The following is a 19,846-nucleotide window of genomic DNA, read 5'->3' on the forward strand; positions in this document are numbered from 1 at the left end:
AGGTTGACAAGTAGTAAGTATCAAGTATCAATGCAACCTAAAAAAATAAGAATTTTTGATACTACATTAAGAGATGGAGAACAAGTACCAGGTTGCAAACTAAACGAAAAAGAAAAAATTATAATTGCTAAAAAGCTCGAACTCTTAGGGGTAGATATAATAGAAGCAGGTTTTCCAATTTCTAGTCCCGGAGATTTCCAATCAGTTAGAGAAATTTCAAAACATATTTCCAATACTATAATATGTGGCCTAACAAGAGCTAAAAAAAAAGATATAGAAATAGCTGCACTAGCCTTAAAAGATGCCAAACGTCCTAGAATTCAGACTGGAATAGGTACTTCTGAGTCTCATATAAAACATAAATTTAAGAGCACTGAAGAAAAGATATTAGACATTGCTTATGAATCAGTAAAGTATGCCAAAAACTTTGTAGAAGATATAGAATTCTATGCCGAAGATGCTGGTAGAACCGAAAACTTGTTTTTAGCAAAAGTTTGTGAAAAAGTTATCCAAGCCGGAGCAACAGTTATTAATTTACCAGATACTACTGGATATTGTTTACCAGAAGAATATGGGAAAAAAATAAAATTTTTAAGAGAGAATGTACCGAATATAGACCAAGTAACACTCTCAACTCATTGTCATGATGATTTTGGATTAGCAACTGCAAACTCAATAGCAGGTATTAAAAATGGTGCCCGACAAGTAGAATGCACTATAAATGGAATTGGGGAAAGAGCCGGTAATACTCCATTAGAAGAGATAGTAATGATCTTAAAAAAAAAGAAAGAATTAAATTTTTTTACTAATATTAATACCAAAATGTTATATCCGATTAGTAAATTGGTTTCCCAATATACTGGAATGTTTGTCCCCCCAAATAAAGCGATAATAGGAAAAAATGCCTTCTCTCATTCTTCTGGGATTCATCAAGATGGAATGCTAAAGCATAGGGACACATATGAAATTATAAATCCTAAGGAAGTTGGATATAAAACATCTTCCCTAGTATTAACTGCACGGAGTGGACGATCTGCGTTAATATATAGATATAAAAAAATAGGGTATGTATTTACAAAATATCAAATTGATACAATATATCAAATATTTTTAATATATGCGGATAAAAAAAAAGAAATTTATGATGAAAACTTGAAACAAATTATAAAGAGTGTAAGAAATTGAGATGGCACTGACACTTTTTGAGAAAATATGGAATTCACATGTAATAGATACAATAAATAAAAAAACAGATATTCTCTATTTAGATAAACAATTTATTCATGAAGTAACTAGTCCACAAGCTTTTGAAACCTTAGAAAAAAGAAACATTCCAATCTTCAGGCCAGAAAAAATTATTGCAACTGCCGATCATAATGTTCCTACTAAAAATCAACATTTACCAATTAAAAATGCTTTATCTAGGTTACAAATAAATTTACTTAAAAAAAATTGCCTAAAAAACGGAATTAAATTTTTTGGTTTAGGACATAAATATCAAGGCATTGTCCATGTAATAGGACCAGAATTAGGAATTACTTTACCCGGAATGACTATAGTATGTGGGGATAGTCATACTTCAACTCATGGGGCTTTAGGGTGCCTGGCTTTTGGAATTGGGACTAGTCAAGTAGCTATGGGAATGGCTTCTCAATGCTTATTGCTTAATAAGCCTAAAAAAATGCGAATTATTCTAAAAGGTAACTTACAATTAGGAGTGACACCAAAAGATATAATATTATATATAATCTCGAAATTAGGTACTGGAGGAGCAACTGGATACTTTGTTGAATATTCAGGTCCAGTAATTGATGAGATGAAGATGGATGGCAGAATGACTATTTGTAATATGAGTATTGAGATGGGGGCAAGAGGAGGAATAATAGCACCAGACAAAACTACTTATAATTATCTAAAAGATAGAGCCTTCACTCCGAAAAGAGATAATTTATTAGCAGCTAAATTATTTTGGAAAACTTTGAAAACAGATAAAACAGCTCATTTTGATAAAGAATATGAATTTGATGTCTCGAAGATAGAACCGATGATAACATATGGTACGTCTCCAAATATGTGTCTAAAAATAGATGATTGTATCCCAAAAAACTCTGACACTTCTTTTAAGAAGTCGTTAAAATATATGGGATTTAAACCCGGAGAATATTTAATAGGAAAAACTATTAATTATGTTTTTATTGGTAGTTGTACCAATTCTAGAATGGATGATCTAAGGTTAGTATCAAAACTAGTAAAAGGAAAAAAAGTTGCTAAAAATGTACAGGCAATGATAGTCCCAGGATCCACACAAGTCTTTAAACAATTAATTAAAGAAAAAATAGATCTTATATTAAAAGAGTCGGGTTTTGATTTACGTCAACCTGGATGTTCGGCTTGTTTAGGCATGAATGAAGATAAAATACCTTCTGGAGAATATTGTGTTTCGACCTCAAATCGTAATTTTGAAGGACGTCAGGGCAAGGGGTCCCGTACGTTATTGACAAGTCCCTTAGTAGCAGCTATTACTGCTTTAAAAGGTAAAATAGTAAGTATTAAAAAATATCTTAAAAAATATGGAGAGATTTAAGACCATAATTAGTCAATGTCTTCCATTAGATATAGATAATATTGATACTGATCAAATTATTCCAGCTAGATTTTTGAAACTTTCCTCTAGATTAAATTTATGCAAAAATTTATTTAGAGACTGGCGGTACTATAAAAATGGAAAAAAAAAAAACTTTATATTAAATAATCCCAAATATACTGGAGAAATTTTAATTACAGGGAAAAATTTTGGGTGTGGTTCAAGTCGCGAGCATGCAGTCTGGGCAATTATGGATTATGGAATTAAAGCAATAATATCAAATTATTTTGCTGATATTTTTAAACAAAATGCGTTAAATAATGGTTTATTAGTCATAGAACTTAAAAAAGATATTGTTAATTCTTTATTGAATCATATCTTCAAATTCCCTAATAGTAAATTAAAACTTAATTTAAAAAAACAATATATAGAATTTAAAAGAAGAAAATTAAAATTTAAAATAAATTCTTATAAAAAAAAATGTTTTCTTAAAGGATATGATGATATAGAGTTTTTACTTAAATTAAAAAATAAAATAATTAAATTTGAACAAACCCTATTTTATAAATAAAGATTATATTAATCCCAAAGCCTAAGTTAGAATTATGGTAATGAAACTTGCAATCCTTCCAGGAGATGGAATAGGACCAGAAATTTTGGTTCAATCATTAAAAGTTTTAAAAGCAATAAGTTTAAAATTTGGACATAAATTTATTATATCAAATGGTTTGATAGGTGCAGAGTCAATTAAAACAAACGGCTTACCACTTACTCAAGAAACTATAAATCTTTGTAAAAGTTCTGATACTATCTTATTGGGAGCAGTAGGTGATCCATTATATGATAATGACCCTCAAATAAAGATTCGACCTGAACAAGGTCTTTTAGAATTAAGAAAACATTTAGGATTATTTTGTAATATGAGACCGATAAAAACTTATAAGAAACTATTAAAAGTTTCTCCAATTAAACAATCCTTTATAAAAAACGTAAATTTTGTTATTTTTAGAGAATTAACAAGTGGAATATATTTTGGAAAAAAATGGAGATCCCAAGATGAAGCATATGATATATGTACTTATCATAAAGTTCTAATAAAAAAAATAGCTATTAAAGCCTTTGAAACTGCTAGACAACGCAAGAAAAAAATTACTTTAGTAGATAAAGCCAATGTCTTAGAAACTTCAAGATTATGGAGAGAAACAGTCAAAGAAATAGCTCAAAAGAACCAAGATATTAAAGTAGATTATATTTTTATTGATAATGCCTGTATGCAAATAGTTTTAAAACCTAGACAGTTTGATATTTTACTAACTGATAACATGTTTGGTGATATTTTATCGGATGAAGCTAGTGTTATAACAGGTTCATTAGGTTTATTGCCTTCTGTATCTTTTGGAGCTCATTATTCATTATATGAACCGATTCATGGTTCCTTTCCACAAGCAAAAGGAAAAAATATTGCTAATCCACTGGGATCTATTCTTTCAGTTTCTTTAATGTTAGAAAATTTTGGTTTAAAAAAAGAAAGTTTTTTGATCAATAGGGCAGTAAATGAATCAATCAATTTAGGAATTACTACTCAAGATCTAAATCCTAAAAAGCCTTGCACAACTAGTGAAGTTGGAGACTTCTTATTTAGTTCAATTTTGAAGAAAATAAAAATCAAGTATAAAAGATAATTATCCACTAAGTTATTTTTAGTGGAAGTAAATTTTAGTCGCTTTTAAGGCAAAGACAGCTATCTAAGGTATTGTTTGATGAAGCATATGATATATATTCTCTAAATGTTAGTAAGGCTACTGCTAGTATACTGTTTTTACTTAAAAAATATTTTTTGTATTATATGTTCAAAACATTTTTTTAGTTCATAAAAATTATGTAGTGTTTTTTTAAAATACATGAATATAATATAATATCTTTTTTTTATTTTAAAAGGAATTATTTTTTTATTCAATTGATAAGACCTTCTCATTAATCTTTTTATTCTATTTCTTTGATAAGATTTTATAATTGTGTGTTTGGAGACGAAGAAAGCTATTTTTACTTTAAAATAATTCTTAGCAGTATAATTAGAAGTAGCCGTAGCAGTTTCTAGGTAGGCTACCTTCAATAAATTATTTTCTATTTTTTTTCCATTACGAAATATTTTATTTACTATTGTTTTTTTCTTTATAAGCTCTTTTTTTTTTAATTTATTGTTAGGAAAAAACGGCATGGTTTTATTATAATGGGTCTGATTATTCTTATAATTAAGATAATTATATTAATTGCTTCCTTTAAGCAAGAGTTTAAATTCAGGAGAGAGAGAAAATGAAACCTATTATTAAAACGATTGACAAGACATTATTTAATTTAGAATTAGAAAATTTGTTATTTAAAAAAGAAGATAGCTTAGGAGCCATTATACAAATATCATCAGGTCCAGGAGGGAATGAAAGTTGTGATTGGGTATTTTTATTACATAGAATGTACACTATGTGGGCCGAAAAAAATAATTTTAAAATTAAAACGGTGGAGTTTTTACCAGGAGAATTAGGAGGGTTTAAAACGATTACTTTTAAAATTCAAGGAATGTATGCTTTTGGATATTTAAAAGGTGAAAATGGAATCCATAGATTAGTGAGGTTATCTCCTTATAAAAAGAAATCTAAAAGACACACTAGTTTTGCTTCAGTCTACATCTATCCTTTAATAAAGAAAGAAATTAAAATATCTATTAAAGAAGCAGACATTAAATGGGAAACTTTTAGATCAAAGGGATCTGGAGGGCAAAATGTTAATAAAGTAGAAACTGGGGTAAGACTGATTCATAAACCCACCAATATAATCATAGTAAATATGGAAACTCGTTCTCAATACAATAACAAAATTAAAGCCTTACGTTTACTAAAAGAGAAATTATTTTCTCTCGAAATTAATTCCCAAAGATATAATCTAGAAAAAAAGAAATCTCAATGGGGGGCACAAATAAGAAATTATATTATGCATCCTTATAAACTAGTAAAAGACATTAGGACGAATTATGAAACAACTGATGTCAAATCAGTATTAAATGGTAACATAAATATTTTTTTAAAAAAGTATTTAGATCAAAATAAAATATGCTAAAACAAAAAATGAAATTGATTTTGAAATACAAAAAAGGGGAAGATATAGATAAAGTATTAAAAAGGTATAGAAAAAAAATTGAGAAATCAGATTTAATAAAAGCAGTAAAAAAGCACCAAGAATATATTAAACCTTCACAAAAAAGAAGAAATAATTTGATTAAAGCGAGATATAAACAATTTCTTAAATATTCTATAGATTAAGATTTTAATTTTAGGTGATTATATAAAACCTGTTTTATATTTTTAATTTCTTTAGGCTTAAAAAAAGAAAGAAAAAAAGTTTTTTCTTGTGTTGGGAATTTATGAAGAATAATTTTTTTAAAACTTAGAATATCAGCTTTAGAAATAAGAATAATTTTTTGTTTTAATAATAGACTATTATCGTAATTCTTAAATTCTTTAATAATTATATTATATTCCTGAAGCAGGTTATGACTCTCAACTGAAAGAATAATTAGAATAACTTTATTATATTTAGTATGTTTTAAAAACTTAATTCCTAAACCTTTTCCAATATTAGAACCTTTAACGAGACCAGGGAATTCCAAAATAATAAAAGTATACCATTTATTGTACTTTACTATCCCTAGATTAGGGAGAGTAGTAGTAAAAGGATAATCATTGATCTCATGCTTAAGAGCAGCTAGTTTAGAAATTAAAGTGGATTTCCCAGAATTTGGAAATCCAATTATACCAACCTCAGCATAAATTATGAATTCTAAGATTAGCCAGTTAGATTTACCAGGAGAACCTTTTAAATCCAGGGAACTTCTAAAGTGGGAATAAGAATTTCCTTTCCCTCCTTTTCCACCTTTAAATAAAACTTTGGGTTTTTTATGTTTATGAATATTTAATAAGATATTGTTATTAATATCTTTTATGGTGGTTCCTAAAGGAACTTCAATTAAGAAATCTTTTCCATTGGAACCATTTTTACAATTATAACCACCTATTGCACCAGTTTCTGCAATATTATGTTTTAAAGTATTAAGAGATTTGAGTCGTTTATTTCCTTTTATAATAATATTGCCACCATTGCCACCATTGCCACCATCTGGAAGACTCCTTTTAGATCTTCTGTTTTTAACAAAATGTATTTTACCGGATCCTCCATCTCCACTTTTACAAAATATTTTTAAATAATCTAAAAAGTTTGATGACATTTTTTAAATATGTATACTTTTTCCATAAGCATTTTCGATAGCCTCAACTATAGCTTCATTAATTGAAGGATGAGGATGAGTACTTTCTAATACATCAATCGGCGTAGTTTCCAAGTTTCTTGCGATTATTACTTCTGGAATTAGTTCGGTTACACCTTTTCCAATCATATGACATCCTAACCATTCCCCATATTTTTTATCAAATATGACTTTAATAAATCCTTCTGTTTCTCCATTAATTTTTGCCTTCCCTAAAGCAGAAAAAGGAAACTTACCTACTTTAATTTCAAAGCCTTTTTCTAATGCGGCTTTCTCAGAGTAGCCTACAAAGGCTATCTCAGGATTAGTATAAATACACATAGGTATATTATTGTAGTTTAATTTTTTAGGATTTAATCCCATCATTTTTTCTACACAAAGTTTTGCTTCTTGAGAGGCAACATGGGCTAATGAAAATCCAGGGATTACGTCACCTATTGCATAATAATTTTTTATATTAGTTTCATAATATTCATTAACTTTAATATGTCCATTTTTAGTCAATTTTATGCCTACATTTTCTAAGCCTAAATTATGGGTAGCTGGAGCTATCCCAATAGCAGAAATAAGGTAATCTACCTTTAGGTTTAGATATGAGTTCGTTTTAATATTCTTTATTTCTATTTTGGTTTTTTGGTATTTTAATGATTTAATATCTGTTATTACTGAATTAGTTAATATCTTTATTCCTTTAGTTTTAAAAGTTTTGCTAATCTCGAGAGAGATTTCTCTCTCAGCATTAGGTAAAATGTGGGCATTTTTTTCTACTATTATTACATTGGATCCAATAACGTTATAAAAAGAAGCAAATTCTAAGCCAATAGCACCTGAACCAAGAATTAAAATATTCTTGGGGATTTCTCTTATTGACATTGCCCCTTTATAATTTACTAAATTGGGGCTTTTAGGAAAATCTAATTTTTTAGGTTTGGCACCAGTAGCTATTACTAAATTAGCAAATTGATATTTTTTTATATTGTTTTTATTCTTTACAGTAATTGTATTTTCTTTGCATATTTTCGCAGTACCATATATTAATTTTATATCATTTTTTTTTATTAAAAATTCTACTCCTTTTTGGAGTTCCTCAACTATTTTCCTACTTCTATCTAAAATCTTTTCCAATTTTAATTGGACCTTTTGAACCTTTATTCCAAATTGTTTCGAAGTTTTAAACAGTTGGAATAAATTAGCACTTTTCAATAACGACTTTGTCGGAATGCAGCCCCAATTTAAACATACTCCTCCTAATTCTTTTTTTTCTATTATTGCAGTTTTTAAACCTAATTGGGCGGCTCTGATTGCTGCTGTATATCCTGCCGGACCACTGCCAATAACTATTAAATCAAAAGGCATAAAATATCAATTTAAAACCCAACAAATGCTCACGACTGGATTTGAACCAGCAGAAACTACTCCCTCAAAGTAGTGTGTATACCTCTTCCACCACGTAAGCTTAAATTAAGAATACCCTGACTTGGCGTGATAGCTTGGTCAGAGTCAGGGTATGAGTCTGGGACTAGGGTGATTAAGAACTCTGATTTTAAGGGAAGAGGAGTTGTTTTTAACAACTCACTAAGTAAGATCATAAGAATGAAGCTGATTTTCTTTTTGATAATATTTCAAAGTCTTTTTTTTTAAGAAGTTCCCTTTTATCGTATTTCTTTTTACTTTTTGCTAAATGTATTACTAATTTTATTAATCCTTTTTTATTAAGAAAAATATTTTCAGGGATAATGTTTAACGAAAATTTTTTAACAGATTCTGAAATTTTTATAATTTCTTTTTTTTTTAAAAGAAGTAAAATTTTACGATTTTTATAAGTTGAAAGTTGCTTTATATAGCAATTGAAAAGAAAAATTTCTTTTTTTAAGACTTTGCAAAAGCTATTATTTAAATTAGCATTATTATTTTTAATAGCTTTGACTTCGTGTCCTAATAATTTTAATCCTGCTATATATTTTTCGAGAAATATAAAATTATATAAAGCCTTTTTATTTTTTAGATTAACAGTTCTTAACATTTATTTAGGAACATTTTATATTTCTTTTATTTAAAAAAAAGGTATATATATTATATACTCCATTTTTTTATAGGAGTTAATTATTTAAAATTAATTATTATGGAGATAATTGGGACAGTAAAAAAAATCTTCGACTTGCAGGTCTATAAAAACAAGTTTAAAAAACGAGAACTTCTTATCAAAACAGCAGAACAATATCCTCAAATTTTAATAATAGAATTTATTCTTGATAAAACTAAATTATTAAATTCATTGAAAAAAGATGACAAAATAAAGATATTTATTAATTTAAAAGGAAAAAAATGGACTACTAAAACAGGTGAAACAAGATTTTTCAATTCGATTCAAGGTTGGAAAATAGCACACATTACAGAAAATAAAAAACAGCATGAATTTGATTCATTCCCTTTTTAGGTAAAAAGGTGCGTTTACATCATTCCCCCCAGATTTGGCCCCAGATTTGGGGTGGTATTTTCAGGGAGATTATTTTCTTCTTTTTTTATTTCTGTTATTACACATTCAGTAGTTAATAACATTCCAGATACTGAAGCCGCATTTTCTAAAGCTACTCGAGTAACTTTAGTAGGATCAATTATTCCTTTCTTAATAAGAAATCCAAATTCCCCTATTTTAGCATCGTATCCATAATCATTTTTTCCTTCAGCTACTTTAGCAACAATTACTGAACCTTCTTCCCCTGAATTAGCAACTATTTGTCGTAAAGGTTCTTGTAAAGAACGCTCAACTATTTTTATTCCAGTATTTTGATCCATATTTTCTCCTTTGGCTTCGCTTAATGAGTTAATAGCTCGAACTAAGGCAACCCCACCACCAGTTACTATTCCTTCTTCGACTGCGGCTCTTGTGGCATGTAAAGCATCTTCTACTCTATCTTTTTTTTCTTTCATTTCTACTTCGGTGGCGGCACCAACATAGAGGACGGCTACTCCCCCGGCTAATTTTGCTAATCTTTCTTGAAGTTTCTCCTTATCATAATCTGAAGTTGAAGCCTCGATTTGTGATTTGATTTGATTTATGCGTATTTTTATATTGGTTTTATTTCCTTGTCCATTAACTATTGTGGTATTATCCTTATCTACAGTAATTTTCTCTGCTTTTCCTAGATGTTTCATTCTAATTTTTTCTAAATGATTCCCAGTTTCCTCAGACAAAACAGTACCTCCAGTTAAGATAGCGATATCTTCCAAAATAGCTTTTTTTCTTTCCCCAAATCCTGGTGCTTTAACTGCAACAACCTTTAAAGTTCCTCTAAGTTTATTAATTACTAATGTAGTTAAAGCTTCACCTTCTACTTCATCGGTAATAAGTAATAAGGATTTATTAGTTTTAGAAATTTTTTCTAATACTGGAATGACTTCTTTCATGGTTGAAATTTTCTTATCTGCTAGTAAAATATAAGGGGTATCAAGTTCTGTGATCATTTTTTCCATATTGGTTACAAAATAAGGAGATTGAAAGCCTCTATCAAATTGCATACCTTCAACAATCTCAACCTTAGTCTCAATTCCTTTGGCTTCTTCTACTGTTATAACTCCTTCTTTCCCTACTTTTTCAAAAGCTATAGCTATTAATTTCCCAATTTCTTCATCATTATTAGCAGAAATCGAAGCTATTTGTTTTATTTTTTTTTTGCTATCTCCAATTGCTTGGGATTGTTTTTTTAAATTTAAAACTACTGTTTCTACTGCTTTTTCTATTCCTCTTTTTAAATCCATGGGATTAGCACCCGCGGCGACATTCTTTAAACCTTCTCTTACTATTGCTTGAGCTAATACAGTTGCTGTAGTAGTTCCATCCCCAGCTATGTCATTAGTTTTCGAAGCTACTTCTTTTAGCATTTGTGCTCCTAAGTTTTCTATTGCGTCTGCTAATTCTATTTCTTTAGCTACGGTGACACCATCTTTAGTTATTTGAGGATTACCAAAAGCTTTTTGTAAAATGACATTTCTTCCTTTTGGACCTAATGTTACTTTTACTGCATTAGCAAGTGTATCAACTCCTTGTTTTAATTTATTTCTTGCTACAGCATCAAATTTTATTTCTTTTGCCATTTTTTAATTTATTATTGCTAGTATATCAGTTTGATGGAGAATTAAGTATTTTTTTTGCTTATAATTAATTTTAGTACCTGAATATTTTTTAAATAATACTTTTTCTCCAACTTTTAGGAGAGGGTTTTTTACCTCTTTTCCTACTGCTAAAATAATTCCTTCTTGGGGATTTTCTTTAGCATTTTCTGGGATAATTATTCCTGATTTTGTTTTATTTTCTGCTTTTAATGGTTTTATTAATATTCTTTCTGAAATAGGTATTATATTTTCCATTTTTTGTTTGAATTTTACTAAATTCTATATTTTCTTTTTTTTAATTATAGTTTGAGTTTATAAAACTATTATTTTAAATAATTTAAATAATTATGGGAGAATTTCTCCTATTAGTGTGGTAAAAGTAGACTTGAGAATTTTTACTTTTTTATAAGAACCAATCTTACTTTTATTTTTAGTAAAAACGATAATATCATTCTTATAATTTCTCCCATAATAATATTTTTCATCCTGTTTTGATATTCCTTCTATCAAAACTTCTTGGATTGTCCCAATATTTTGTTTTAATCGGTAAAAGGAATGCGATTTTTGAAGCCTGATAATTTCATTTAATCTGCTTATTTTTAAACTATTTGGGACATTATCTTTTAATTTTCTATATGCATAAGTACCTTGTCTAGAAGAATATTTAAACATAAAGGAAAAATTAAATTTTATTAGATTCATAATTCTTATTGTCTCTCTGTGATCTGCTTGAGTTTCAGTGCAAAATCCTGTCATTATATCACTAGAAATTGAACAATCAGGAATAATTTTTTTTATCCTTTTAATAATTAATAAAAATTCTTCAACTGTATATTTTCTCCTCATTAATGATAAAATTCTTGTACTACCTGATTGCAGCGGGAGATGAAAATGCTTACATATATTGGTATACTTCTTAACAACTTTTAAAAGATTTTTTGTGATATTAGAAGGATAAGATGTTAAGAAACGAATTCTCATTAATGGAACTGTTTTGGCTATTAATTCTAATAGTTGGAAAAATTTCATTTTTTTCCAAAAATACGCATCTACATTTTGTCCTAAAAGTATTATTTCTTTATAACCTTTTTTATAGAGTAGTTTGCATTCTTTTAATATACTATTAGGATTTCTGCTTTTTTCTCTACCCCTAGTATAAGGTACTATGCAAAAAGTACACATATTATCACATCCTCTCATTATTGAGAGAAAAGCTGAGATGCCATTTCTTACTCCCTTAGGAATTATATTTGTATATCTTTCTTTATTTGCTAAGCTTACATCAATTTCTTTTTTATTATTTTTTAATTTATTAATAATTTCTGGCAGCTGTTTATAAGAATCTGGACCAACTATTAAATCTAGAAACTTGAATTTTTCAAATAGTTTTTTTTTATAATGTGTCGCTAAACAACCTACTATTCCAAGTTTTAGTTGTTTCTTTTTTTTTTTAAAACATTTTATTTTGATCAAACGATTAAATATTTTTTTTTCTGGTTTTTCACGTATAGAACAGGTATTTAATAATATTATATCAGCCTTTTTTAAATTAGAGGTTTTAATAAAACCTGATTTTAACAGAATGGAACATATTATTTCACTATCATATATATTCATTTGACAGCCATAAGTTTCTAGATAGAATTTCATACTCATCTGTTATGTATTATTAATATAATTTATTAGAAAAAAAATTGAAGAAAAAAAATAAAAATATTTTATATCATTATAAATATGGATTCAATTATAAAATTGAATCTGATAAGATTTCCAAAGGACTTAACAAAAAGATTATTTTTGAAATTTCAAAAAAAAATAAAGAACCTAAGTGGTTATTAAATTTTAGATTAAGAGCTTTTAAATTATTAAAACAAATCTCTCTACCTAAATGGGGAAATGTAAAATATAAAAAACTTGATTTACAGAATTTAAGATATTATTCAGCTCCAAAAAATTATAAACAGAATAAAATTGATCCTGAATTAATAAAAACTTTAAAGAAATTAAAACTGCCCATAAATAATAAAACTCAGAAATCTCAGCTTTACAAAAAAATTATTGAAATAATAATTGATTCGGTTTCTGTAACTACTTATTTTAAAAAATTATTATTTGAAAAAGGCATAATATTTTGTTCTATAAGTAAAGCCATAAGATACTATCCTAAATTAGTTAAAAAATATCTGAGTAAAGCAATTCCGATAAATGATAATTTTTTTTCTACTTTAAATTCTTCAGTCTTTTCTGATGGCTCTTTTTGTTATATTCCCAAAAATATACGATGTCCGATTGAGTTATCTACTTATTTTAGAATTAATGAATCAGGTACAGGACAGTTTGAAAGAACTCTTTTGATAGCAGATAAAAATTCATATGTCAGTTATTTAGAAGGTTGTACAGCTCCTCAAAGAAAAGAAAATCAATTACATGCTGCAGTTGTAGAATTAATTGCTAGGGATGGTGCTGAAATTAAATATTCTACTGTTCAGAACTGGTTTCCAGGAACTAAAAAAGGACTTGGTGGAATCTTTAATTTTGTTACCAAAAGAGGTATATGTGAAAATAAATCCAAAATTTCATGGACTCAAATCGAAACTGGCTCTGCTATCACTTGGAAATATCCAGCCTGTATTTTGAAAGGAAAAAATTCAAAAGGAAATTTTTTTTCAATAGCAATTACAAAAAATTATCAACAAGCTGATACTGGTACTAAAATGATTCATATTGGAGAAAATTCAAAAAGTATTATAATTTCTAAAGCTATTTCTACTGGGAATTCTCAAACAACTTATAGGGGATTAGTTAATATTTTAAACTCTGCTTTAAATTCTAGAAATTATACTCAATGTGATTCTTTATTATTTGGTACTCAATGCAAAACTTATACTATACCAGATATACAAGTCGAAAATTCTGCATCTCAAGTTGAACATGAAGCTATAATTTCTTTGATTGAAAGGTCTAAAATCTTTTATTGCAATCAACGTGGAATAAGAAAGGAAAAAGCTTTACAGTTAATAGTTAACGGATATAGCAGAGAAATAATTAATAAATTGCCTTTAGAGTTTGCGTTAGAGGCCAGAAAATTATTAGATTTAACTATAGAAAATTCTATTGGATAAGTTTTTATAAAATAGAAAACTTCAATTTTTTTAATGTTGTTAAAAATTATCGATTTATCAGCTTCAATAAATAATAAAATAATATTAAATAATATTAATTTAAATATTAATTATAATGAAGTTCATGTACTTATGGGGCCAAATGGCTCTGGAAAAAGTACTTTGTCTGCTATTATAGCTGGGAAAAAAGAATTTTCTATTTTAAAAGGGAAAATTTTATTTGAAAAAAAAAATATAACTTACTTATCTCCTGAAGAAATTGCACAGCGAGGTATTTTTTTATCTTTTCAAGATCCTATAGAAATCCCTGGAATATCAATTCTAAATTTTATTAAATATTCAATAAACGAAATTAGAAAAAGTAAAAATTTGAAAGAAATTTCTTCTAAAGATTTTCTTAAAAAAGTTTACAAAGTTTCTAAAATGCTTGGTTTTAAGAAAGCTTTTTTATCACGATATATGAATTTTGGATTTTCTGGAGGGGAAAAAAAGCGTTGTGAAATTTTTCAAATGGGAATGATAGAACCTAAATTTGCAATTTTAGACGAAATTGATTCTGGGTTAGATTTGGATGCTCTTAAAATTATTGCTAATGGTATTTTGAGATTAAAGAAGAAAAAAGCCTCAATTTTAATTATTACTCATTATAATAGAATTTTAAAATTTATAAAACCAGATAAAATACATATTTTATATAAAGGCCAGATTATTAAATCTGGTTCTAAAAATTTAGCTCTAAAAATAGAAAAATATGGTTATGAAGGTTTAAAGAAATGACTTTAAAGGAAAAAATTTTGTTTTTATTAAAAAACAAAGAAAAAAGCCCTAATAAATATCTTGAAAATATTATTACTAAGTCAATTGTTTGTTTTAAGAAAATCGGTTTTACCGAATTAAAGAAAACTTGTTTTAAGTCTGTTTTAAATGCTGACTTTGATCTACCCAATAGAAATAACGAGATAGAATCTTCTCTTTTAAAAAAATTATCATTTAATAATAAATTTATTTCACTTTATTTTATCAATGGTTTTTTGAACTCCAAATTATCTAATTTATGTAAATTAAAAAAATATATAAAATTTGATTCATTAAATAATTGCTTATTTAACAAAAACAAACAAATTACTAAATATTTTTGTAATACTCTTTTTTATAAAGAGAATTTGTTTGTTCCTAACTCTTTCATTGCTATAAATATTTCTTTAACAACTGATGGCATATTTATAAAAATTCCAAAAAATACTAATTTAAAGATCCCAATAGAAATAATAAATATTTATTCCCCTAAAAAATCTAGTATAATTAATTTTAAGAATATTATCGTAGTTGGAAAAAATTCTAAGTTAAAAATTATTGAAAGACATATTTCAACAAGCAAAAATTCCATTTTTAGCAATGTTTTTACAGAAATTTTTTCAAAAGATCAAAGCAAGATAGAACTTTTTAAGTTAGAAAATGATTTACGAAAAACTTATTTAATAGATAATACTTTTATTAAGCAAAGTTCGAAGAGTGTCTGTAAAGTCTTTACTTTTTCATCAAATATAAGAAATCTTATTAATAATATTAATTGTGTTCAAGTTGGAACAGACACTCACTCATTTTTTAATGGACTTTCTTTTTTTAAGAAAAGTAATAAGATAAGTAAAATATATAATAATATCTTTCTTAAAAGTTTATTTTCTAATTCTGTTAGTTTACAGAATTATAAAGGTATTTTTAGCAAAAATTCTTATGGAATTTTTAAAAGCAAACTTAAAATTAAGGAGAATTTATATAATATTAAGTCCAAACAAATAAATAGCAATTTATTATTATCTAATTCTTCTAAAGTTTTATCTCGACCAGAATTTCAAACTGCATCAAGTAAAGTAAAATGTTCACATGGTACAAATATAGGAAAACTCGAGAAAAAAACTCTATTTTTTTTTAGATCTAGAGGAATAGAAAAAAAAAAATCAAGAAAATTGGCTATTTTAATTTTTGCAAACGAGCTAATAAAATTAGTAAATTTAAATATTTTAAAAAATAATATTAGAGATTACTTTAAACAGAATATTAGATGAATAAAATTTCAGGCTCATGTTTTCTTATGAAGAAATAAAAACAATTCGTAAGCAATTTCCAATTTTGAAAAAAAAAAATATAATATATTTTGATAATGCAGCAACTACTCAAAAACCTTTTCAAGTAATAAATGCAATAACAAAGTATTATTGTAATTTTAATTCTAATGTCAAACGAAGTTTTAATTTTTTAGGCCAAGTTTCGACTAATTGTTTAGAATTAAGTCGAAATAATATTAAAGCTTTTATTAATGCTAAATCTAGAGAAGAAATAATTTTTACTAGTGGAACCACAGAAAGTATAAATTTAATAGCATTTTGTATTTATAAATTAATTAAAAAATACGATAATATTATTATATCACATTCTGAACATCATTCAAATATAATTCCTTGGCAAGTTTTAAGCCAAAAGAAGCAGGCCACTTTAAAAGTAATTCCAGTTAATTCAGAAGGCGAATTAAATCTTAGAAGTTTTAAGAAATTAATTACAAAAAACACAAAATTGATTTCTATTAGTCATGTTACTAACACATTTGGAATTATTAATCCTATTAAAACCCTGATTAAAACTGCTCATAAGTATAATTCTTTAGTTTTAATTGATGGTTCCCAAGCAATATCCCATCTCACTATTGATGTGCAAAATTTAGCGTGTGATTTTTATGTATTTTCCAGCCATAAAATGTATGGACCTACTGGATTAGGTATTTTATATGGGAAAAAAAAACTCCTTGATAAGTTTCCTCCTTATCAAGGTGGAGGGGGAATGATTGAAAAAGTAACTTTAAAAAAAACTATATTTTCTGGTCTTCCTTTTAAACTAGAAGCTGGGACACCAAACATTTCAGGAATAATTGGAACTAATAAAGCTTTAAATTTTATTGTCAATTATTCTATTCGAAAAATAAATAATTATGAAACTAAACTCCTGAAATATGCTCTTAAAATTTTAAGTAATATAAAGGGAATTAAAATTTATAATTATAACAAGATTTTATCTTTTAATATAGAAAATATACATTCATTTGATTTGGGAAAATTATTAAATAATCATGGGATAGCTGTTAGAACTGGAACACATTGTGCTCAACCAATCATGGATTACTTAAAACTTAATGGAACGATTCGGATAAGTTTCGCAATATATAATACTATTGAAGAAATTGATATATTTTATAATTCTTTAATTAAAGTTTTAGATTTTTTTATTTATTAAATAAATAAAAATGAAAAAAAAAATAAGAATATTTAATTTAATAACTATAAAAGACTTAGCCTCATTAACTAATGTACGAAAAGAGGAAATAATAAAGATTTGTAGTTCCTTAGGAATTAAAGTATCTGTTTATCAACGATTAGATTATGAATTATTGACTTTAGTGGCTTCAGATTTGGGATATGAAGTTGAATTGATAGATAAACAAATAATAAGACGCAATAAAGCCAGAATATCAAGAGATCCAGTTATTATTCTTCTAGGTCATGTTGACCATGGAAAAACTTCTTTATTAGACTACATAAAAAGAAGCAAAGTAAATTATGAAGAATATGGTGGGATTACTCAAAACATAGGAGTGTATAAAGTAAATATTAATAAAAATAATAGTTTAACTTTTATAGATACTCCAGGACATGAAGCTTTTCTGGCGATGAGATATAGGGGGACTCAAATAACGGATCTCGCTGTAGTAGTAATAGCTATTGATGAAGACATTATGCAACATACTAATGAAGCAATAAATAATGCCAAAGCGGTTGGCATACCTATTATCTTTGCTTTTAATAAAATAGATAAAAAAAATTCAGATATAGATAAAATAAGGAGAAAATTAGCAGAAAGAAATCTTTTAGTTGAAGACTGGGGTGGGGCTTATCAATCACAAGAAATATCTGCAAAATATGGCATTGGAATAGATAAACTAATAGAAAAAATAATTTTAGAAGCTGAATTATTAGATTTAAAATCCTCTCAAGAGAAGGCTGTCGGTTCGATCATAGAATCCTCTTTAAATAAAGAAAATGGATATACAGCTACAATAATTATTAAAGATGGAATCTTAACTTTAGGAGATTATCTCTTAGTTGGAGAAATTTTTGGTAAAGTAATTAAAATACTAGACGAAAGAGGTAATCAGCTGAAATATGTTCGACCTTCACGACCAGTCTTAATTTTTGGTCTTAATGGAGCCCCAGCAACAGGAGATATCTTTCATTCCTATAAAACGGAAACAGAATTTCAAAAAAGATTTTCTTATAAAAATCTTTTAAAAAAAGAGCCAGATTTAAGATTCGAAACTAAGCCCTCAGAAAAACTAAACTTAATAATTAAGGCAGATTTAAACGGATCTCTAGAAGCTCTTACTGAAGTTTTAGAAAAAATTATTCTAAATAATAAAAAAATAAATTTAATTTATAAAAGCATAGGAAATATTAATGAATCGGATGTTTTACTAGCAGATACGTACAAAGCTATGATAGTTGGTTTTAAAGTTAAAATTTCTTCAGCAGCCCAAAAAATAGCTAATAAGAAGAAGATACTTATTAAATTATATAATATAATATATAAAATTGATAAAAAGCTCAAGGAGTTTTTGAGCAATAATTCAAAGAGAGCAGAGTTAATTTACGGGAGAGCAAAAATAAAAACTTTTTTTACTATCCGAAAACTTGGTATAGTAGCAGGTTGTATCGTTTTAGAAGGTAAAATGGTAATCAATTCAAAGCTAAAATTAAAAAGAGATAATCAAAGTTTTTATATTGGTAAATTGACTTCTTTAAAAACTTTTAAAAAAGATGTAAATCTAGTAAAAAAAGGTTGTGAATGTGGAATAAATATTAAAAATATTAATAATATTAAAATAGGAGATATTATAGAAGCCTATAAGGAGATATAGAATCTAAGGTAATTTATTGATATAAATCTGGATTTTTCTTTTTAATCTATTGGCTTTATTTTTAGGTATAATTTTTTTTTGGGCTAATTTATCGATTAAGGCTGAAGTGAAACTAAATTTTAGTTGTGCTATTTTTTTATCTTTTACTGATTTATTCTTTTTAATTGCAGTTTTTGTGGTTTTCAAAAAATATTTTTTGGTAATTGTTTTATGTGAACCCATTCTTTCTTATTTATAGCCCATAGGGGAATTGAACCCCTCTTTTCAGAATGAAAATCTGATGTCCTAACCAATAGACGAATGGGCCCTTAAATATTTTTATCAAGTATTAGTTTTTTTAAAAGGTTTTTTGGAAAAAACTCCTGTTTTATATAAAACAGATTTAACCGTATTAGTAGGTTGTGCACCTTTTTCTAACCAATAGATAGCTTTCTCCACATTGACTTCAACCATATATGGAGTTTTAATGGGATTGTAAATGCCGATTTTTTCAATGAATTTTCCATCTCTAGGAGAATTGGAATTAGCTATTATAATGGAATAAAACGGTTGTTTTGTTTTTCCCTTTCTTTGGAGACGTATTCTAAGAGACATAAATTGAATTGAGTAAATAAAGTATATATAATAAAATATACTTATATTGTAAAAAACATTTAGCTTTAGAGGTCGAAAGATTCGTGGTGTAATGGTAGCACCGCAGATTTTGGTTCTGTTAGTTGGGGTTCAAATCCCTACGAATCTGTAGGAAA

19 protein-coding genes, 3 tRNA genes and 2 pseudogenes are annotated in these 19,846 nt (G+C 26.9%); 13 read left to right on the forward strand and 11 right to left on the reverse strand.

The window, feature by feature from the left end; all coding sequences use genetic code 11:
• The first annotated feature begins 30 nt into the window (after window positions 1-30).
• The 4 genes from JSR03_RS00510 to leuB are packed head-to-tail and all read left to right on the forward strand — an operon-like array spanning window position 31 to window position 4,266.
• Window positions 31-1,185, forward strand: a complete 1,155-nt coding sequence (locus JSR03_RS00510) for a 2-isopropylmalate synthase (protein WP_204097668.1) — start codon at window positions 31-33, stop codon at window positions 1,183-1,185.
• Between the two features lies 1 nt (window position 1,186).
• Window positions 1,187-2,584, forward strand: coding sequence for a 3-isopropylmalate dehydratase large subunit (gene leuC, locus JSR03_RS00515; protein ID WP_204097669.1), 1,398 nt, complete (start codon window positions 1,187-1,189; stop codon window positions 2,582-2,584).
• Window positions 2,571-3,155, forward strand: coding sequence for a 3-isopropylmalate dehydratase small subunit (gene leuD / locus JSR03_RS00520; RefSeq protein ID WP_204097670.1), 585 nt, complete (start codon window positions 2,571-2,573; stop codon window positions 3,153-3,155). Before leuC ends, leuD begins: the two co-directional genes overlap by 14 nt.
• A gap of 34 nt (window positions 3,156-3,189) precedes the next feature.
• Window positions 3,190-4,266 (forward strand): 3-isopropylmalate dehydrogenase, encoded by a 1,077-nt coding sequence (gene leuB / locus JSR03_RS00525; RefSeq protein WP_204097671.1) that lies wholly within the window; start codon window positions 3,190-3,192, stop codon window positions 4,264-4,266.
• Between the two features lie 137 nt (window positions 4,267-4,403).
• Here the strand turns inward: leuB and JSR03_RS00530 are convergent, their stop codons facing one another.
• Window positions 4,404-4,802 carry a ribonuclease P protein component gene (locus JSR03_RS00530; RefSeq protein WP_204097672.1) on the reverse strand — a complete coding sequence of 133 codons (399 nt, stop codon included), beginning with the start codon at window positions 4,800-4,802 and terminating at the stop codon, window positions 4,404-4,406.
• A 104-nt stretch (window positions 4,803-4,906) separates the two neighbouring features.
• On the opposite strand from JSR03_RS00530, the pseudogene JSR03_RS00535 reads away from it, so the two are divergent.
• Together JSR03_RS00535 and rpsU are read left to right on the forward strand one after the other, a co-directional pair.
• Window positions 4,907-5,695, forward strand: a pseudogene (locus JSR03_RS00535) (PCRF domain-containing protein); the annotation flags it as partial.
• Complete coding sequence (rpsU, locus tag JSR03_RS00540) at window positions 5,689-5,898, forward strand: 30S ribosomal protein S21 (RefSeq protein ID WP_204097674.1); 210 nt, start codon at window positions 5,689-5,691, stop codon at window positions 5,896-5,898. The pseudogene JSR03_RS00535 and the gene rpsU, both read left to right, overlap by 7 nt.
• Here the strand turns inward: rpsU and JSR03_RS00545 are convergent.
• From JSR03_RS00545 to JSR03_RS00560, 4 genes are all read right to left on the reverse strand, one after another.
• Window positions 5,895-6,860, reverse strand: coding sequence for a GTPase (locus JSR03_RS00545; protein ID WP_204097675.1), 966 nt, complete (start codon window positions 6,858-6,860; stop codon window positions 5,895-5,897). The genes rpsU and JSR03_RS00545 overlap by 4 nt on opposite strands.
• 3 nt (window positions 6,861-6,863) lie before the next feature.
• Window positions 6,864-8,255, reverse strand: a complete 1,392-nt coding sequence (gene lpdA / locus JSR03_RS00550; RefSeq protein WP_204097676.1) for a dihydrolipoyl dehydrogenase — start codon at window positions 8,253-8,255, stop codon at window positions 6,864-6,866.
• Between the two features lie 26 nt (window positions 8,256-8,281).
• Window positions 8,282-8,355, reverse strand: a tRNA-Leu gene (locus JSR03_RS00555).
• 129 nt (window positions 8,356-8,484) lie between these two features.
• On the reverse strand, window positions 8,485-8,922 hold the full coding sequence (locus JSR03_RS00560; protein WP_204097677.1) for an SsrA-binding protein: 438 nt from the start codon (window positions 8,920-8,922) through the stop codon (window positions 8,485-8,487).
• Window positions 8,923-9,021: 99 nt separating this feature from the next.
• Between JSR03_RS00560 and JSR03_RS00565 the strand changes: the two genes are divergently transcribed.
• Window positions 9,022-9,336, forward strand: a complete 315-nt coding sequence (locus tag JSR03_RS00565) for a DUF3127 domain-containing protein (RefSeq protein ID WP_204097678.1) — start codon at window positions 9,022-9,024, stop codon at window positions 9,334-9,336.
• A 14-nt stretch (window positions 9,337-9,350) separates the two neighbouring features.
• Here the strand turns inward: JSR03_RS00565 and groL are convergent, their stop codons facing one another.
• The 3 genes from groL to miaB all read right to left on the reverse strand — a co-directional run bounded on the left by groL (window position 9,351) and on the right by miaB (window position 12,662).
• On the reverse strand, window positions 9,351-10,994 hold the full coding sequence (gene groL, locus JSR03_RS00570; protein WP_204097679.1) for a chaperonin GroEL: 1,644 nt from the start codon (window positions 10,992-10,994) through the stop codon (window positions 9,351-9,353).
• 3 nt (window positions 10,995-10,997) lie between these two features.
• Window positions 10,998-11,267 (reverse strand): co-chaperone GroES, encoded by a 270-nt coding sequence (locus tag JSR03_RS00575; protein WP_204097680.1) that lies wholly within the window; start codon window positions 11,265-11,267, stop codon window positions 10,998-11,000.
• Between the two features lie 90 nt (window positions 11,268-11,357).
• Window positions 11,358-12,662 (reverse strand): tRNA (N6-isopentenyl adenosine(37)-C2)-methylthiotransferase MiaB, encoded by a 1,305-nt coding sequence (gene miaB / locus JSR03_RS00580; protein ID WP_317193092.1) that lies wholly within the window; start codon window positions 12,660-12,662, stop codon window positions 11,358-11,360.
• Window positions 12,663-12,706: 44 nt separating this feature from the next.
• Here miaB and sufB point away from each other — a divergent pair, with 44 nt between their 5' ends.
• Genes sufB through infB form a run of 5 tightly spaced genes read left to right on the forward strand, consistent with a single transcriptional unit; the run spans window position 12,707 to window position 19,097 of the window.
• Window positions 12,707-14,134 (forward strand): Fe-S cluster assembly protein SufB, encoded by a 1,428-nt coding sequence (gene sufB / locus JSR03_RS00585; protein ID WP_204097682.1) that lies wholly within the window; start codon window positions 12,707-12,709, stop codon window positions 14,132-14,134.
• Between the two features lie 36 nt (window positions 14,135-14,170).
• A complete protein-coding gene (sufC, locus tag JSR03_RS00590; protein ID WP_204097792.1) occupies window positions 14,171-14,911 on the forward strand; it encodes a Fe-S cluster assembly ATPase SufC in 741 nt (246 codons plus the stop codon).
• Window positions 14,908-16,200: a SufD family Fe-S cluster assembly protein gene (locus JSR03_RS00595; protein ID WP_204097683.1), complete on the forward strand. Its 1,293-nt coding sequence runs from the start codon at window positions 14,908-14,910 to the stop codon at window positions 16,198-16,200. Before sufC ends, JSR03_RS00595 begins: the two co-directional genes overlap by 4 nt.
• 16 nt (window positions 16,201-16,216) lie before the next feature.
• Window positions 16,217-17,419, forward strand: coding sequence for an aminotransferase class V-fold PLP-dependent enzyme (locus JSR03_RS00600; RefSeq protein WP_204097684.1), 1,203 nt, complete (start codon window positions 16,217-16,219; stop codon window positions 17,417-17,419).
• Between the two features lie 10 nt (window positions 17,420-17,429).
• Entirely contained in the window at window positions 17,430-19,097 is a 1,668-nt protein-coding gene (gene infB / locus JSR03_RS00605) for a translation initiation factor IF-2 (protein ID WP_204097685.1), read from the forward strand.
• A gap of 3 nt (window positions 19,098-19,100) precedes the next feature.
• On the opposite strand, the gene rpsT is transcribed toward infB, so the two are convergent.
• The 3 genes and pseudogenes from rpsT to rpsP form a co-directional block, all read right to left on the reverse strand.
• Window positions 19,101-19,319 carry a 30S ribosomal protein S20 gene (gene rpsT / locus JSR03_RS00610; RefSeq protein WP_204097686.1) on the reverse strand — a complete coding sequence of 73 codons (219 nt, stop codon included), beginning with the start codon at window positions 19,317-19,319 and terminating at the stop codon, window positions 19,101-19,103.
• 13 nt (window positions 19,320-19,332) lie between these two features.
• Window positions 19,333-19,404 (reverse strand) — tRNA-Glu (locus JSR03_RS00615).
• A gap of 38 nt (window positions 19,405-19,442) precedes the next feature.
• Window positions 19,443-19,691: pseudogene (rpsP, locus tag JSR03_RS00620) on the reverse strand (30S ribosomal protein S16); the annotation flags it as partial.
• Between the two features lie 77 nt (window positions 19,692-19,768).
• On the opposite strand from rpsP, the gene JSR03_RS00625 reads away from it, so the two are divergent.
• Window positions 19,769-19,839 (forward strand) — tRNA-Gln (locus tag JSR03_RS00625).
• Window positions 19,840-19,846: the final 7 nt, after the last annotated feature.

Origin of the sequence: Candidatus Karelsulcia muelleri, assembly GCF_016888765.1 — a bacterium.
Lineage (GTDB): Bacteria > Bacteroidota > Bacteroidia > Flavobacteriales > Blattabacteriaceae > Karelsulcia > Karelsulcia muelleri_F.